The organism is Rhizobacter sp. SG703 (assembly GCF_012275445.1).
Taxonomy (GTDB): domain Bacteria; phylum Pseudomonadota; class Gammaproteobacteria; order Burkholderiales; family Burkholderiaceae_C; genus Rhizobacter.
On record NZ_JAAZQK010000009.1, the window covers coordinates 95,552 to 110,068 of the forward strand.

The 14,517-nt window shown below is 70.4% G+C and carries 14 protein-coding genes; 7 read left to right on the top strand and 7 right to left on the bottom strand.

Features of this window, described 5'->3' with window-relative positions; genetic code table 11:
- Positions 1 to 61: 61 nt before the first annotated feature.
- Positions 62 to 619: a LuxR C-terminal-related transcriptional regulator gene (locus tag FHT26_RS19790; protein ID WP_168561833.1), complete on the bottom strand. Its 558-nt coding sequence runs from the start codon at positions 617 to 619 to the stop codon at positions 62 to 64.
- A 208-nt stretch (positions 620 to 827) separates the two neighbouring features.
- Between FHT26_RS19790 and FHT26_RS19795 the strand changes: the two genes are divergently transcribed.
- A complete protein-coding gene (locus FHT26_RS19795; RefSeq protein ID WP_168561834.1) occupies positions 828 to 1,193 on the top strand; it encodes a hypothetical protein in 366 nt (121 codons plus the stop codon).
- 10 nt (positions 1,194 to 1,203) lie between these two features.
- Here FHT26_RS19795 and FHT26_RS19800 read toward each other — a convergent pair whose 3' ends face one another.
- A complete protein-coding gene (locus FHT26_RS19800; protein ID WP_168562004.1) occupies positions 1,204 to 2,931 on the bottom strand; it encodes a PEP-CTERM sorting domain-containing protein in 1,728 nt (575 codons plus the stop codon).
- A 194-nt stretch (positions 2,932 to 3,125) separates the two neighbouring features.
- On the opposite strand from FHT26_RS19800, the gene FHT26_RS19805 reads away from it, so the two are divergent.
- Positions 3,126 to 3,845 carry a CoA transferase subunit A gene (locus tag FHT26_RS19805; RefSeq protein WP_168561835.1) on the top strand — a complete coding sequence of 240 codons (720 nt, stop codon included), beginning with the start codon at positions 3,126 to 3,128 and terminating at the stop codon, positions 3,843 to 3,845.
- A 2-nt stretch (positions 3,846 to 3,847) separates the two neighbouring features.
- Positions 3,848 to 4,486, top strand: coding sequence for a 3-oxoacid CoA-transferase subunit B (locus FHT26_RS19810; protein ID WP_168561836.1), 639 nt, complete (start codon positions 3,848 to 3,850; stop codon positions 4,484 to 4,486).
- Between the two features lie 3 nt (positions 4,487 to 4,489).
- On the opposite strand, the gene FHT26_RS19815 is transcribed toward FHT26_RS19810, so the two are convergent.
- Positions 4,490 to 5,524, bottom strand: coding sequence for a quinone-dependent dihydroorotate dehydrogenase (locus tag FHT26_RS19815; RefSeq protein WP_168561837.1), 1,035 nt, complete (start codon positions 5,522 to 5,524; stop codon positions 4,490 to 4,492).
- Between the two features lie 96 nt (positions 5,525 to 5,620).
- Here FHT26_RS19815 and rpiA point away from each other — a divergent pair, with 96 nt between their 5' ends.
- The 3 genes from rpiA (at position 5,621) to FHT26_RS19830 (ending at position 7,649) form a co-directional block, all read left to right on the top strand.
- Complete coding sequence (gene rpiA / locus FHT26_RS19820) at positions 5,621 to 6,280, top strand: ribose-5-phosphate isomerase RpiA (RefSeq protein WP_210427512.1); 660 nt, start codon at positions 5,621 to 5,623, stop codon at positions 6,278 to 6,280.
- 77 nt (positions 6,281 to 6,357) lie between these two features.
- The gene (locus FHT26_RS19825) at positions 6,358 to 6,546 is read left to right on the top strand and encodes a hypothetical protein (protein ID WP_168561839.1); all 189 of its coding nucleotides are present in this window, start codon (positions 6,358 to 6,360) and stop codon (positions 6,544 to 6,546) included.
- 14 nt (positions 6,547 to 6,560) lie between these two features.
- Complete coding sequence (locus FHT26_RS19830; protein ID WP_168561840.1) at positions 6,561 to 7,649, top strand: PGAP1-like alpha/beta domain-containing protein; 1,089 nt, start codon at positions 6,561 to 6,563, stop codon at positions 7,647 to 7,649.
- Here FHT26_RS19830 and mnmC read toward each other — a convergent pair whose 3' ends face one another.
- The 4 genes from mnmC to earP form a co-directional block, all read right to left on the bottom strand.
- Complete coding sequence (gene mnmC, locus FHT26_RS19835; protein ID WP_168561841.1) at positions 7,650 to 9,608, bottom strand: bifunctional tRNA (5-methylaminomethyl-2-thiouridine)(34)-methyltransferase MnmC2/FAD-dependent 5-carboxymethylaminomethyl-2-thiouridine(34) oxidoreductase MnmC1; 1,959 nt, start codon at positions 9,606 to 9,608, stop codon at positions 7,650 to 7,652. It lies immediately after the preceding gene.
- Complete coding sequence (locus FHT26_RS19840; RefSeq protein ID WP_168561842.1) at positions 9,605 to 10,552, bottom strand: heme-dependent oxidative N-demethylase subunit alpha family protein; 948 nt, start codon at positions 10,550 to 10,552, stop codon at positions 9,605 to 9,607. Before FHT26_RS19840 ends, mnmC begins: the two co-directional genes overlap by 4 nt.
- Before the next feature lie 67 nt (positions 10,553 to 10,619).
- Positions 10,620 to 11,174 (bottom strand): elongation factor P, encoded by a 555-nt coding sequence (gene efp / locus FHT26_RS19845; RefSeq protein ID WP_056814225.1) that lies wholly within the window; start codon positions 11,172 to 11,174, stop codon positions 10,620 to 10,622.
- A gap of 94 nt (positions 11,175 to 11,268) precedes the next feature.
- A complete protein-coding gene (gene earP / locus FHT26_RS19850; RefSeq protein WP_168561843.1) occupies positions 11,269 to 12,327 on the bottom strand; it encodes an elongation factor P maturation arginine rhamnosyltransferase EarP in 1,059 nt (352 codons plus the stop codon).
- Between the two features lie 26 nt (positions 12,328 to 12,353).
- On the opposite strand from earP, the gene uvrC reads away from it, so the two are divergent.
- Positions 12,354 to 14,342 carry an excinuclease ABC subunit UvrC gene (gene uvrC / locus FHT26_RS19855; RefSeq protein ID WP_168561844.1) on the top strand — a complete coding sequence of 663 codons (1,989 nt, stop codon included), beginning with the start codon at positions 12,354 to 12,356 and terminating at the stop codon, positions 14,340 to 14,342.
- The last annotated feature ends 175 nt before the right edge of the window (positions 14,343 to 14,517 follow it).

Here is a 14,517-nt window from a genome sequence, read left to right on the forward strand (position 1 = left end):
ACGTGCGACGCAGGCAGGCATGCCGGGGGTTCGCAGGCTGGTGCCGTCGAGCCTCCACCGCTCAGGCCGCCAGCAGCTTGTAGATCAGCTCCGGCGTCGTCGCCGCGCCGTACTTGCGCATCAGCCGCGCGCGGTAGACGTCGACGGTGCGCGGGCTGATGCCCAGCCGCTTGCCGATCAGCTTGCTGGTGAGGCCTTCGATCAGCAGCGCCGCGATCTCGCGTTCGCGGGCGGTCAGCTCGGCCTTCAGCTTGCGGCGCGACGACAGGTCTTCGAAGCTCCAGATGCCGGCCGCGTGCGGTTGCGCCGGGTCGAGCGCGCGGCCCGACACGTGGCACCAGAACAGCTCGCCGCGCTGCGGGCCGTCGACGCGCTTCATCACGCGTTCGTCGGCATACCAGCCGTCGGCATCGAGCGCGGCGACGATGCGCTCGCCGGTGCGCTCGAACTCCTCGTGCGTCGGGTACAGCATCTCGAACGACTGGCCGACGAGCTGCTCGCGCGCCGCGCCGAACATCGCGAGCACCTGCTGGTTGCAATCGACCATCAACCGGTTGCGCGACAGCACCAGTCCGACGGGGGCGAGGTCGAAGGCGGTGCGGTAGTCGAGGGTGGGCATGGGAGCATGGTACGGGGTGGAAGCCGCTGGGCAGATCTCGTTGCGATCTGCTTGACCGCCGTGCTTGCGGCCGGCTGCCACGCAAGGGGGACCGAAGAGCCTGCCCTGCAGAAGATGTCCCCGGCCGTCGCACAGCAGTTCGACCTGTCCCAACTTCCCGAATGCGCACGCGTACATCATGACGGGCGACGCCCACTGGAGAGGCGCCGTGCAGTTTCAGGAGCAGTCTTCTCCAGAGGGCACGTGCTGGTCGACCCCGGGTTTCGCAAGGGCGCTGGCCCTCGATCTCGAGCAGCACTGCAACATGGGCTTCGCGTTGGCAGAGCGCGACCGGGACCGCGACGCGCTGGGGTCGCCGTTGTTCAAACGGGCTCGTGAGTCGGCGGCATGCCTCGATGAGATGGCACGGGATCGTCGCGCGTTGCTTCCCACTGGCGCAGCAGGCGTCTGCACGTCCGTTGCAGATGGCAAGCCTTGCCGCATCCCGTCCGTCCGGCTGTTTCCGAAGCCGGCATCGGCCTGCGTCGACGTGACACGGATCCAGTCTTGCCTCGGCGAGCCGCTGCTCAAGTGAGCGGGGTGTCTCAGGCGGCAGACACCTCGGTCGTCGCCGCACCCCGGCGCCGAACGCGCCAGCCCACCCAGCCGGCACCCAACACCAGCATCAGTGCCGTCGCCGGCTCGGGCACCGCCGCCATCGGATTGCTGAACGCGACAATCTCGAACGCGGCGAAGAGCGGCAGCGCGCTGTGGTTGTGCACCGTCAGCGACAGCGCGCCGAAGGAATCGGCGCTGTACGTGAAGTCGTCCGGGCTGGCGACGCGGCCCTGCGAGCCGGCCCCGTAGTCGAACGGATCGCGGTTCAGCATCCATGCGCGCAGCGAAACCTCGTGCCGCGAGGCCTGCTCGTCGCGCAGGCTCGCGGTCGCGACGTGGTAGTACTCGTCGTTGACGGTCTCGGTTTCGTAGTGCGTCGACAGCGGATGGGCATCGCTGCGATCGAGCGTTGCGATGCCGGACAGCGTCAGCGACGCATACGGATCGAGCTTGAACGCGCGGTACCAGCTGATCTCGGCATCGGCGGTGTCGGTGGGCAGGTCGGTTCGCCAGCTCACCCCCAGGTGGTTCGGGCCCGAATGCGCCTCGGTCGACAGCGCCGAGCCGGGCAGCGGCGGCTGCTGGCGGGCCCCCACGCCGAACGGGGGACTGAAATCCAGGCCGTTCTGCATCGGGTACTGGAGGTCATGGCGCACGTTGTCGCCGTTCGCATGCCCGCTCGACAAGCTCGACCGGACGGTATTGCCGGTCCACCAGGTGCCCGCGCTGCCGGGCAGGCGCGGCGCGTCGGGCGTCGGTGCCAGTGTGACGATCGGGTCCAGCGTGAACGACGCACTGCCATGCGCTTCGGCATGGACGAGACCGGAGGTGCCCAACCCGGCGAGCAGCAGCGGCGCCAGGCGGGCGGTGCCGCGCCGGCGCAGCCGCCATGCCACCAGCCCGACACCGAGCGCCATCATCAGCACGGTGGCCGGCTCCGGGATCGCCTGCACCGAACTGAAGGCGAACACGCCCAGGCTCGCGAACAGCGGCGTGCTGGAATCGTTGTGCAGCGTCAACGACAGCGCGCCGAAGGAGTCGGCACTGTAGGTGAAGACGTCCGGGCCGCTGGCGTGGGCCTGCGACGGGTCGTTCCACACGGTCGGGTCGTCGTCCAGGATCCAGGCCTGCAGGCTGACGGCGTGCTGGTAGACGCTGTCGTCGCTCAGCGTCAGCGTCGCGAGGTTGTAGTTGCCGCCCGGCGCGAACTGGTAGTGCGTCGACAGCGGGTGCGGGTTGCTCCGGTCCAGCGTCGCCAGCCCCGACAGCGTGATCGACCCATGTGGATCCACCTTCACGAAGCGTTGCCACTCGATGCTCGCACTGGCGTTGTCGGTCGGCACATCGGTCGCCCAGCTCACGCCCAGGCTGTTCGTCGTGCTGTAGGCGCGTGTCGACAGCTGCGATCCGCCGAGTGCCGGGAACAGCCGGTTCGACTCGCCGAACGGTGCGCTGAACTCCAGACCGTTCGGGCCGACGACGTTCTCGTAGCGCTGCGTCGTGCCGCTCTGGTCCGGCGCCGTGTACATCTGACTGCTGATGTAGTTGCCGGTCAGCCAGTTGCCGACATCGCCCGGCTCGCGCGGCGCATCGCGGCTCGCCGCGATGGTGGTGATCGGGTCCAGCGTGAACCCGGCCGAGCCGTGCTCTGCCGCCGGGGCGGTGGCCTGAAGCCCCAGTCCGGCCAGCATGATGACGAGTGCGTGGATCTTCATCGCGTCGATCTCCTGAAGCTGCTGAGGGGCGCCCGGGGGCAACGGGCAGCAGGGCAAACGGCGTGCCCGGCGGGTGGCGGCGCGCCGCCTCTTCGCGCTTGACCCTAGTCATTTCTACGTACCGCCGTCGCGGCCTACGTAACGCGTTACGTAGTACGCTTCGCGGCTGATTTCCACTGCGCAGGAGACGCTCCATGAACAAGGTGTACGCCAGTGCCGCCGATGCCCTGAAAGGCATCGTGCGCGACGGCCAGTTGCTGGCCGTCGGCGGCTTCGGGCTGTGCGGCATCCCCGAGGCCCTGATCGGCGCGCTGCGCGACAGCGGCGCGAAGAACCTCACGGTGATCTCGAACAACGCCGGCGTCGACGGCTTCGGCCTCGGCCAGCTGCTCGAGACGCGGCAGATCAGGAAGATGATCTCCAGCTACGTCGGCGAGAACAAGGAGTTCGAGCGCCAGTACCTGGCCGGCGAGCTGGAGCTCGAGTTCACGCCGCAGGGCACGCTGGCCGAGAAGCTGCGCGCCGGCGGCGCCGGCATCCCGGCCTTCTTCACGAAGACCGGCGTCGGCACGCTGGTGGCCGAAGGCAAGGAAACCCGCGAGTTCGACGGCGCCGTCTACGTGATGGAGCGCGCGCTGCTGCCCGAGGTGAGCCTGGTGAAGGCGCACAAGGCCGACCGCAGCGGCAACCTGGTGTTCCGCCGCACCGCGCGCAACTTCAACCCGGCCGTCGCGATGGCCGGCAAGGTCACCGTCGTCGAGGTCGAAGAGATCGTCGAGACCGGCTCGATCGATCCCGATGCGGTCCACCTGCCGGGCATCTACGTGCACCGGCTGGTGCTGAACGCGCACCCGGAGAAGCGCATCGAGAAACGCACCATCACCGAAAAAGCGACCGAGAAAGCAGGAGCCTGACCATGGCCTGGACCCACGACCAAATGGCCGCCAAGGCCGCCGCCGAGCTGCAGGACGGCTTCTACGTCAACCTCGGCATCGGGCTGCCGACGCTGGTGGCCAACCACGTGCGCAGCGACATCGAGGTGTGGCTGCAAAGCGAGAACGGCATGCTCGGCATCGGCCCGTTCCCGACCGCCGACCAGGTCGATGCCGACCTGATCAACGCCGGCAAGCAGACCGTCACCACCATCCCCGGGTCGTCGATCTTCGGTTCGCACGACAGCTTCGCGATGATCCGCGGCGGCAAGATCAACCTGAGCATCCTCGGCGCGATGCAGGTCAGCGACAAGGGCGACCTGGCCAACTGGATGATCCCCGGCAAGATGGTCAAGGGCATGGGCGGCGCGATGGACCTGGTGGCCGGTGTCGCGCGGGTGCTGGTGCTGATGGAGCACGTCGCGCGCAAGAAGGACGGCACCGAAGACCTGAAGATCCTGCCGGCCTGCACGCTGCCGCTGACCGGCGTCGGCGTCGTCAACCGCATCATCACCGACCTCGCGGTGATGGACGTGACGCCGCAGGGGCTGAAGCTGGTCGAGATCGCGCCGGGGGTCACCCGCGAAGAGCTGCAGGCGAAGACCGGCGTGCCCTTGATCTGACGCCTACTTCTTCAAGGCCCGTGCGGCCTCGGTGACGAGCGCCGGGCCCTTGTAGATGAACCCGGTGTAGAGCTGCACCAGGTCGGCGCCGGCCGCGATCTTCGATTGCGCGTCGGCACCGCTCAGCACGCCGCCGACGCCGATGATCGGGTAGCCCGCGCCGAGCGCCGCGCGCAGTTGCGCGATCACGCGGTTCGACGCCTGCAGCACCGGCGCGCCGCTCAGGCCGCCGGCCTCTTCGCCATGCGGCAGGTGCTTCACCGCGTCGCGCGCGATCGTCGTGTTGGTCGCGATCACGCCGTCGATCGCGTTCTTCTTCAACGTGGCGGCGATCACGCCGACCTGTGCCTCGTCGAGGTCGGGTGCGATCTTCACGAACACCGGCACGCTGCGCCCGTGCTGCTGCGCCAGCTGCTGCTTGCGCGCCTGCACCGCCGACAGCAGCGCATCGAGCGCCTCGTCGCTTTGCAGCGCGCGCAGGTTCTTCGTGTTCGGCGACGAGATGTTGACCGTCACGTAGTCGGCATGCGGGTACACGCCGTCCAGGCACAGCAGGTAGTCGTCGACCGCGCGCTCGATCGGCGTCGCGGCGTTCTTGCCGATGTTCAGCCCCAGCACGCCGCCCTGCGAGCGAAAGCGCGCCTGCTTCACGTTGGCGATGAAGGCGTCGAGCCCGTGGTTGTTGAAACCCAGCCGGTTGATCAGCGCGTTCGCCTGCGGCAGCCGGAACATGCGCGGCTTCGGGTTGCCCGGCTGGCCGAGCGGCGTCACCGTGCCGACCTCGATGAAGCCGAACCCCATCGCGGCCAGGCCGTCGATGCAGCGCCCGTTCTTGTCGAGTCCGGCCGCCAGCCCGATGCGGTTCGGGAAGCGGATGCCCGCCAGCGTGACCGGATCGTCGACCCGCGGCTGCGCGACCGCGCAGATCAGCGGCGTGCGCTGCAGGCGCGCCAGTGCGCCGAGCGTCAGGTCGTGCGCCTGCTCGGGGTCGAGGCCGAACAGGAACGGGCGGGTGAGGGCGTACGGAACCAGGGCCATGGAGATCGGGGGATGGGTGGGGAAGGAGCAGCGTCTTGGATAATCGCGGATTGTCTCAAACGCGTGCCCGCCCACGATCCGCCCATGACTGCGCCCATGACCCAGGATGAATTGAAGGCCCTCGTCGGCCAGGCCGCGCTGGCCTACGTGCAACCCGGCAGCGTCGTCGGCGTCGGCACCGGCTCCACGGTGAACTGCTTCATCGACGCGCTGGCCGGCATCAAGGACAGCATCGTCGGCGCGGTCTCCAGCAGCGAGCGAAGCTCCGAGCGGCTGCGCGCGCACGGCATCGCGGTGCTCGACAGCAATGCGGTCGACAGCATCCCGGTCTACGTCGACGGCGCCGACGAGATCGACCACCACGGCTTCATGATCAAGGGCGGCGGCGCGGCCCTCACGCGCGAGAAGATCGTCGCCGACATCGCGAAGACCTTCGTCTGCATCGCCGACGAATCGAAGCTGGTCGACACGCTGGGCCGCTTCCCGGTGCCGGTGGAGGTGATTCCGATGGCGGCCGCGCAGATCGCGCGGCGGCTGCGCGGCCTGGGCGGCGACGCGCAACTGCGTGCCGGCGTGGTCACCGACAACGGCTGCAGCATCCTCGACGTGCGCGGCATGGCGCTGATCGATCCGCTGGCGATGGAGCGCGAGATCAACCAGTGGCCCGGCGTCGTCACCGTCGGCATCTTCGCGCGCCACCGGGCCGGCGTGTGCCTGCTGGGCACCTCGCAGGGCGTGAAGACGCTGACGTTCTGATCCACTCCCGGGTGTCTGGCGCCCCCAAAAAGGGCGTAACCTCGGGCCTGTTCCGAATCCGCTGAAAAGGACGGCCCATGGCCAAACCCAACTACTCGTTCGAAAAGCGCCAGCGCGAGCTGGCCAAGAAAAAGAAGAAGGAAGAGAAGCTGAAGGAGAAGGAGCTTCGCAAGACCAGCCCGGGTTCGGGCGACGCCGGGCAGGGCGACGAGCCGGCCGACGGCGAGCCGCAGGAAGCCGGCGCCGGGGACCAGCCGGCGCCCTGAGCGCCGCTCCCGCGATGGCTCGCCACAGCAAGCCGCCGGCGCCGGGTGCCTGGGCGGCTGCGGCGAGGGCCGGCTTCGAGGCCACCTCCACTCAGGTGCAGCAGATGCACCAGGCGATCGCGGACCAGGCATTCGCGGCGGTGCAGCAGGTGCCCGTCGTCGCCGCGCCGGCCCGCTGGGTGCAGCGGGTGCACGACACCATCAGCACCGCGGTCCACGCGACGGTGCGCCAAACCGGCGCCACCGTCCTCACGCTGGCCGGCCATGCCGAGCAGCGCTTCACCGATCCGACACGGCCGCCCGGCACGCGCGAGCTGGCGCTGCGCAGCGTGCTGAACGGCGTGGCCGGCGATGCGCTGCAAGCCGCCGGCAACCCGCTGGCGGTGCGCATGGCCTTGCTGCCCGAAGGCGTGGCGCCGGGCGAGCGGGTCTGCCTGTTCGTCCACGGGCTGGCCTGCGACGACAGCAGCTGGACGGTCGCACGCCGTGCTTCCGAAGGCGATTCCTACCCGGCGATGGTCGCGCGTGAGTTCGGCGCGACGCCGCTTTTCCTGCGCTACAACAGCGGGCTGTCGATCGCCGACAACGGCCGCGCGCTGTCGGCGCTGCTGACGACGTTCATCGCGTCGGTGCCGGGGCGCGTCGGCAGCCTCGTGCTGGTCGGCCACAGCATGGGTGGGCTGGTCGCGCGCGTGGCCTGCGAGCAGGCGGCGGCCGATGGCAGCCCGTGGCTCGAACGAATTCGCATGCTGGTGTGCCTGGGCACGCCGCACCGAGGCGCGCCGCTGGAGCGAGCCGGGCAGGTGCTGTCGTCGGTGCTGGACGCGTCGGCGATGACGCGGCCGCTGAGCCGGCTGGCCGATGCGCGCAGCCGCGGCATCCGCGACCTGCGCGATGGCGCGCCGCCGAACACGGTGGCGGTGCCGATGCGGCTGGTCGCGGGGCTCGGCGACGGGCTGGTGCGGCCTGGCAGCGCGGGCGACCCGGCGCTGGCCGGCGATGTCGAGCGCGTCGAGATCGACGGCATCGGCCACATGGCCTTGCTGAACCACCCACGGGTCGCGGCCGCGCTGCGGCGCTGGCTGCGCTCGACCTGGCCCTGATCAGCGGGCGTCGCGCCGCGCCTGGCGTGCAACCTGGCGGACGACGAAACGGCCCGGGTCGATCGCGTCGAGCAGGCTGCTTTCCAGCGGTGCCGGCGCGCCGGTGATCGCCGACGCCAGCACGCCGGCTCCGAGCGCCGACCAGGTGATGCCGCGCGACCCCAGCGCGGTGAACACGAACAGGCCCGGCACGCGCGGCACGAAGCGAACCTGGTCGATCGGCCGCGCGATGGTGGCCTGCAGGTCGGGCACCGCGCCGACGACCGGCAAGCGGTCGCCCGCGACCCAGCGCCACGCGGTGCGGCCCTGCAGCTCGTTCGCCGCGATCGGCGCGGCCTGGCCGGTCAGCCGCTGGTACTGCGCGAGGTTGAGCGCATGGTCGGTCTCTCGCACGTCGGGCGCCATGTCGCCGACGGCGCTGGTGGCGCCGAACACCGCATGGCCGCCGACCGACGGCAGCAGGTAGCCCGCGCCGGCCACCGGGAGGCGCGGCAGCGCCCAGCCTGCGTCGGCGGGTGCGAAGCTCAGCTGCCCGCGCACCGCGTCGACGGTCCACTCGGGGTGGCCGAGCAGCCGCAGCGCGTCGCCGGCGTTGGCGAGCACGAGGACCGGCGCACGGGCGATCGTGGCGCCTTGCGCATCGCGCAACTGCCAGTCGCCCTCGCCGTCGTCGTCTGCCTCCGCGCGGTGGATCGACTCGACCCGCAGCCCGCCGCGCCATTGCACCCGCTCGCCGCCCTGGGCGATGAACCAGCGCACCAGCGCGTCGGGCCGCACCCAACCGCCCTGCGGGTAGAACCAGGCCGGCTGGTGCAACGCCAGGCCGGCGAGGCGTGCAGCCGCATCGGCATCGAGCGCCTGCACGTAGTCGGCCGGCAAGCCGACCCGATCGATCACCGCCTGCATCGCGGCCGCGTCGGGCAGCGTGGTCTCGAGCCGCAGCAGGCCGTCGAGCGCGCCGGGCACGCCGTCGCGTAGCGCGCCGGCGAGCACGCGGGCGATCTCCAGCGCCGCCGCGCGGTTGAAGCGCGCGTGCGTGCCGTCCTGTGCATTGACGATGCCGTGGAACAGCCCGGCCGGGTTGCCGGACGCCTCTTGCGCCGGTTGCGCGTGCCGGTCGAGCAGCTCGCACTGCCAGCCCTGCGCGGCGAGCGCGGCGGCAGTGGCGCTGCCGGCCAGCCCGGCGCCGACGACGATCGCGCGGCGCTGCGTCGACGCAAGAGCGGCGCGGGCCGGCGCACGGCGCGGCACGAAGGCCGGCGCGTAGCGGGTGATCGTGATGTCGCGCTTGCCGCCGCGTCCCGGCACCCGTTCGACCTCGAAGCCGGCCGTCACCAGTCCGTCGCGCACCGCGCGCGCGGCGCTCCAGGTGGCCGCCGTCGCGCCCGGCGCGGCAAGCCGTCCGAGGGTCTTCAGCAGCCGGCTGTCCCAGGCGTCGGGGTTGCGCGCGGGCGCGAAGCCGTCGAGGTAGAACGCATCGACCTCGGCCACCAGCTCGGGCAGCCACGCGCGCGCGTCGCCCAGCGCCAGCAGCAGCTGCACCCGGCCGCCGTCGAACGACAGGCGGTGCAGGTTCGGCGTCAGCGGGGGCCAGGCGGCTTCGAGCTCGCGCGCGAGCGCGGCCCATTGCGGCTCGCGCGGGACATGCGGCAGGTCGTCGCGCCGCAGCGGGTTCAGTTCGGTCGAGATGAACTGCAGCGTGTCGCAGCGCTGCGGATCGCGCTGCCAGGCATCCCAGGTGGCGAGGAAGTTGTTGCCGAGGCCGAACCCGGTCTCCAGCACGACGAAGCGCGGGCGCCGCTGCCAGCGTTGCGGCAGCTGGTTGCCGCCGAGGAACACATGCAGGGCCTGTTGCGCAGCGCCGGCGAGCGGGTGGTAGACGTCGCCATGGCGCGGCGAGAACGGCAGCCCCTGCGGCGACCAGCCGAGCTCCGCCGGCACGATCGGGCGCGTGTTCATGCGGCGCGGCGCGACAGCCAGTCGAGCAGGCGCTCGCGCGCGTCGGTCAGGCCGCGGTAGGCCAGCACTGCCGGGCTCATCGTCGACAGCGCGTCGTGCACCTGGCGGGCCTGCGCCGGGTCGGCCAGCGCCCGGGCCAGCGGTGCCACGCCGACGCGGATCGTGAACACCGCCTGGTGCGCGCCGGCCACCGGAATGAAGGTCTGGTGCTCGGTGCGGAAGAAGGCGCTCGCCGCGAGCTCGTCGGCCGTCGCGGTCGGCGACCACGGCGCCGGGTCGACGCGGTCCGGATGGGCGTGCAGCCGCGGATGCCGCGTGATCGTCCAGACGAAACGTTCCCAGCGGTCGGCCTGCGTGACGAGCCGCGCGAGGTGGTCGCTGGCGTTGACGAGCAACTGGTTGTCGGCGACCGGCGCGTGCACCTCGGCGAAATGCCGGCCGACCTTGTCCTCGGGCGCCCAGTTCGATGGCAGGCAGACCGCGAGCCACGGGATGCGGGCGCTGCCGCCGTCGATGACCGCGAAGTCTTCGGCGAAGGCCAGGCTCAGCAGCGCCGGCAGCCGCCACGGGCCGGGCAGGGCCTGCAGGCAGGGGCCGATCCCGGCCACCGGGTCGGCTTCAGGCACCGGTTCATCGCCCCGCAGCGACCACCCGAGCCATCGCGCATGCCAACGGCCATCGCCGCCGCGTTGCCAGGCCGCCGGATGCTCCGCCGCCGCGTGCTCGCACAGGGCCCGCAAGGCCGCGACGGCATCGAAGCCGGGCGCGGCGAGCAGAGCCTGCCTGGGGAAATCCCGCAGCACCTCCAGCTTTTCGCGCAGCGTCGGATCGCCGGGCCGCGATGGCGTCAACTGCGGCGCGCCCGGTGCGAGCCGGCGCAGGCCGGGTTGCATCCGGAACGGCGCGGTGACGGCGATGAAGTCGAAGCCGGCGGCAGGGCTCATGGTCACGGACGGTAGCAAAAAGGGCACCCGAGGGTGCCCTTTGCGGCGGGGAGTGCCGGCGGCGCGATCAGACGCGCTTGCGGTACTCGTGCGTGCGGGTGTCGATCTCGATCTTGTCGCCGGTTTCGACGAACAGCGGCACCGAGATCTCGAAGCCGGTGGCCAGCTTCGCCGGCTTCAGCACCTTGCCCGAGGTGTCGCCCTTGACGGCCGGCTCGGTGTAGGTGATCTCGCGCACCAGGCTGGTCGGCAGTTCGACCGAGATGGCCTTGCCGTCGTAGAACACCACTTCGACCGGCATCGCGTCTTCGAGGTACTGCACCGCGTCGCCCATGTTCTCGGCCTCGACCTCGAACTGGTTGTACTCGGCGTCCATGAACGCGTACATCGGGTCGGCGAAGTAGGAGTAGGTGCACTCCTTCTTGTCGAGGATGATCTGGTCCATCTTGTCGTCGGCCTTGAAGACGACTTCGGTGCCCGAGTTGTTCAAGAGGCTCTTCAGCTTCATGCGCACGGTGGCGGCATTGCGGCCACCGCGGCTGTATTCGGTTTTCAGCACGACCATCGGGTTCTTGTCGTGCATGATCACGTTGCCTGCGCGAATTTCCTGTGCGATTTTCATAACGGTTTCCGTGGGGCGGTGTCGATCGGGCGTGTTCAGCGGTATCAGCGCGCGCCGGAATCTCGATCACCCAGAACGCGCAAAGCCGGCGATTTTATAGCGATTCGGCGACGAAAGACAGCAACTGGCTGGCGAGGTCGGTCTGGGCGAGCAGCGCTTTGCGCCAAATCAGGCACTGCGCCTGCCAGGACGTGCGGTCCGGACCGGCGACCGGCGCTGCCTGCAGGCCGTTCCAGGCGCGCCATGCGGCGCGGATGTCGGGCGACGCGTCGAAGCGATCGAGGAAGGCCTGCAGCTTCAGTTCGTGCACGCCGTCGTGCTGCGGGTAGATCTGCCAGATGAACGGCCGGCCGGCCCAAAGCGCGCGGACCAGCGAATCCTCGCCGCGCACGAAATTCAGGTCGCAGGCCCACAGCAGCCGGTCGAAGTCGGGCTGCGTGAGATAGGGCAGAGACTGCACCCGCACCGACGGCGGCAGCGCCGGCAGCGGCGGGGCGGTGCCGGGCACCAGCAGCAACGTGCGCTCGTGGCCTGCGTGGTCCAGGCAACCCAACAAGGCCTCGACCGACGGCACCTGGTAGCAGAACAGGCTGGCCAGTTGCTCGCCCGGCTGCGGCGCGATCCGGTGGGCCGCGAGCCAGGCGTCGCGGTCGAAAGCCTCGCGCTGCGCCATCAGCTCCGGCTCGCGCAGCAGCCCGCCGGTGGCGGCCGTGAAGCCAGGGTAGAAAAACCACTTGCTGAAGCCGCGGGCCGGCCCGTGCATCTGCGGCGAGCGCAGGCGGTGGCTGCGCTCGACATAGCCTTCGGCGCTCAGGTATTCGAGGTTGATCCATACCGGCTTGCGCGGCGCTTCGGCCGCTTTCTCGGCGATGCGCACCAGCACCGCTGGCGGCAGCTCGCAGCCGAAGGCCTCGACCACCACGTCGCCGACCGGCCGGGTGTCGTCTTCCGCGTCGGGCCATGCCTGCAGCTCGACGCCGGCCGCGCCGCCCGGCGCCATCCATGCGAGCGCGCGCGCATCGTCGACCCACAGCCGCACCCGTTCGCCGCGCGCGGCCAGGTCGGCGGCGAGGCGCCAGCACACGCCGACGTCACCGAAGTTGTCGACGACGCGGCAGAAGAGATCCCATTGCAGCTGCGGCATGCGCGGCATTATCGGCAGCGGCACAATCCCGGGCGATGAACGAGACAACGTCGTTGCCCGAAGAAGAACCTGCAGCGCCCGCGGATTCCGGCCTGCCCGCCGATCCCGGTCGCGAGCGCCTGCTCGCCGAGGTGCTGGCGCTGCCCGGCCTGCCGGGCGTCTACCGCTACTTCGACGCGCAGGACGCGGTGCTGTACGTCGGCAAGGCGCGCGACCTGAAGAAGCGCGTCTCGAGCTACTTCCAGAAGAACCATGGCGGCACGCGCATCGGCCACATGGTCGGCAAGATCGTGCGGATGGAGACCACGGTCGTGCGCTCGGAAGCCGAGGCGCTGCTGCTCGAGAACAACCTGATCAAGACGCTCAACCCGCGCTACAACATCCTGTTCCGCGACGACAAGAGCTACCCCTACCTGAAGATCGTCTCGCACGAATTCCCGCGCATGGCGTACTTCCGCGGCGCGGTGGACCGCCGGCACCGCTACTTCGGGCCGTACCCGAGCGCGTGGGCGGTGAAGGAATCGATCCAGCTGCTGCAGAAGGTGTTCCACCTGCGCACCTGCGAAGACACCGTCTTCAACAACCGCACGCGGCCCTGCCTGCTGTACCAGATCAAGCGCTGCTCCGGCCCCTGCGTCGACTACATCGCCGCCGACGACTATGCGCGCGACGTGGCGAACGCCGAGCGCTTCCTGCTGGGCCAGCAGCAGGAGGTGATGGAGGGGCTGCAGGCGCAGATGATGGCGCACGCCGAGGCGCTGCAGTTCGAGCAGGCCGCCGAGATCCGCAACCAGCTCGGCGCGTTGTCGAAGGTGCTGCACCAGCAGTCGGTCGAGGACAACACCGGCGTGTCGACGAAGGACGCCGACATCCTCGCGGTGAAAGTGCAGGGCGGGCGTGCCTGCGTGAACCTCGCGATGGTGCGCGGCGGGCGGCACCTGGGCGACCGGCCGTACTTCCCGGCGCACGTCGAGGACGCCACCGAGATCGCAGCCGATGCCGCGCAGAGTGAGGCGACCGAGGCCGCCGACGCTGCCGCGCGCGCATCGCCCGAGGTACAGGTGCTGGAGGCCTTCATCGCACAGCACTACCTCGACAGCGAGGTGCCGCCGCTGCTGGTGCTGAGCCACCCGGTCGGCAAGGCGCTGATCGATGCGCTGACCGAGCACAGCGGCACCCGGGTGACCGCGCAGCACCAGCCGCGCGACGCGCGCCGGGCGTGGCTGGACATGTGCATCCAGGGCGCGCAGCTGAAGCTCGCGCGGCTGCTGTCGGAGGAGGGCTCGCAGCAGGCGCGCACGCGCGCGCTGGTCGAGGCGCTGGACCTGTCGCCGGAGAACCTGGACACATTCCGCATCGAATGTTTCGACATCAGCCACACCGCCGGCGAGTCGACGCAGGCCTCGTGCGTGGTGTTCGAGACCCACAAGATGCAGAACGCGCAGTACCGCCGCTACAACATCGAGGGTGTGACCGGCGGCGACGACTACGCCGCGATGCGCCAGGTGCTGACGCGGCGCTACAGCAAGATCGCCGCGGTGCTGGCCGAAGCTTCGGAAGGGCCGGCCACGGTGCGCATGCCCGACCTGGTGCTGGTCGACGGCGGGCGCGGCCAGGTCAGCATGGCGCGCGAGGTCTTCGAGGAGCTCGGCCTCGACCTGTCGCTGATCGTCGGCGTCGAGAAGGGCGAGGGCCGCAAGGTCGGCCTGGAGGAGCTGGTGTTCGCCGACGGCCGCCAGAAGGTCTACCTCGGCAAGGATTCGGCGGCGCTGATGCTGGTGGCGCAGATCCGCGACGAAGCGCACCGCTTCGCGATCACCGGCATGCGCGCGCGGCGTGCCAGCGTGCGCACCGGCGGCAGCCGGCTCGAAGACATACCTGGCGTGGGGCCGAAGAAACGTGCGAAACTTTTGCAGCGCTTCGGAGGCGTGCGTGGCGTGGGCCATGCGAGCGTGGAAGATCTCGTCACCGTCGAGGGGATCTCCAGAGAACTGGCGGAGGAGATCTATCGTGCCCTGCATTGACCACCCCCGAGGCGCCTGCGGCGCCTCCCCCTCGAGGGGGCGCCGCCAGCGGCCCGGCAAAGCCGGTTCCGCGGCGTCCGCTTGGTTGTCGCTTGCCTGCGGCTTTGCTCTCTTGCTTGCCGGCTGCGGAACGCCTCCACCCGCACCGACTCCCGCGCCCGCACCTGCTTCGCGG

Bases quoted from the DNA above. Each gene is read 5' to 3' on its own strand.
- FHT26_RS19825 (WP_168561839.1), top strand. From the start codon at position 6,358: ATGGCCAAACCCAACTACTCGTTCGAAAAGCGCCAGCGCGAGCTGGCC.
- earP (WP_168561843.1), bottom strand. From the start codon at position 12,327: ATGCCGCGCATGCCGCAGCTGCAATGGGATCTCTTCTGCCGCGTCGTC.
- FHT26_RS19800 (WP_168562004.1), bottom strand. From the start codon at position 2,931: ATGAAGATCCACGCACTCGTCATCATGCTGGCCGGACTGGGGCTTCAG.
- FHT26_RS19815 (WP_168561837.1), bottom strand. From the start codon at position 5,524: ATGGCCCTGGTTCCGTACGCCCTCACCCGCCCGTTCCTGTTCGGCCTC.
- FHT26_RS19830 (WP_168561840.1), top strand. From the start codon at position 6,561: ATGGCTCGCCACAGCAAGCCGCCGGCGCCGGGTGCCTGGGCGGCTGCG.
- FHT26_RS19840 (WP_168561842.1), bottom strand. From the start codon at position 10,552: ATGAGCCCTGCCGCCGGCTTCGACTTCATCGCCGTCACCGCGCCGTTC.
- mnmC (WP_168561841.1), bottom strand. From the start codon at position 9,608: ATGAACACGCGCCCGATCGTGCCGGCGGAGCTCGGCTGGTCGCCGCAG.
- rpiA (WP_210427512.1), top strand. From the start codon at position 5,621: ATGACCCAGGATGAATTGAAGGCCCTCGTCGGCCAGGCCGCGCTGGCC.
- efp (WP_056814225.1), bottom strand. From the start codon at position 11,174: ATGAAAATCGCACAGGAAATTCGCGCAGGCAACGTGATCATGCACGAC.
- FHT26_RS19790 (WP_168561833.1), bottom strand. From the start codon at position 619: ATGCCCACCCTCGACTACCGCACCGCCTTCGACCTCGCCCCCGTCGGA.
- FHT26_RS19805 (WP_168561835.1), top strand. From the start codon at position 3,126: ATGAACAAGGTGTACGCCAGTGCCGCCGATGCCCTGAAAGGCATCGTG.
- uvrC (WP_168561844.1), top strand. From the start codon at position 12,354: ATGAACGAGACAACGTCGTTGCCCGAAGAAGAACCTGCAGCGCCCGCG.
- FHT26_RS19810 (WP_168561836.1), top strand. From the start codon at position 3,848: ATGGCCTGGACCCACGACCAAATGGCCGCCAAGGCCGCCGCCGAGCTG.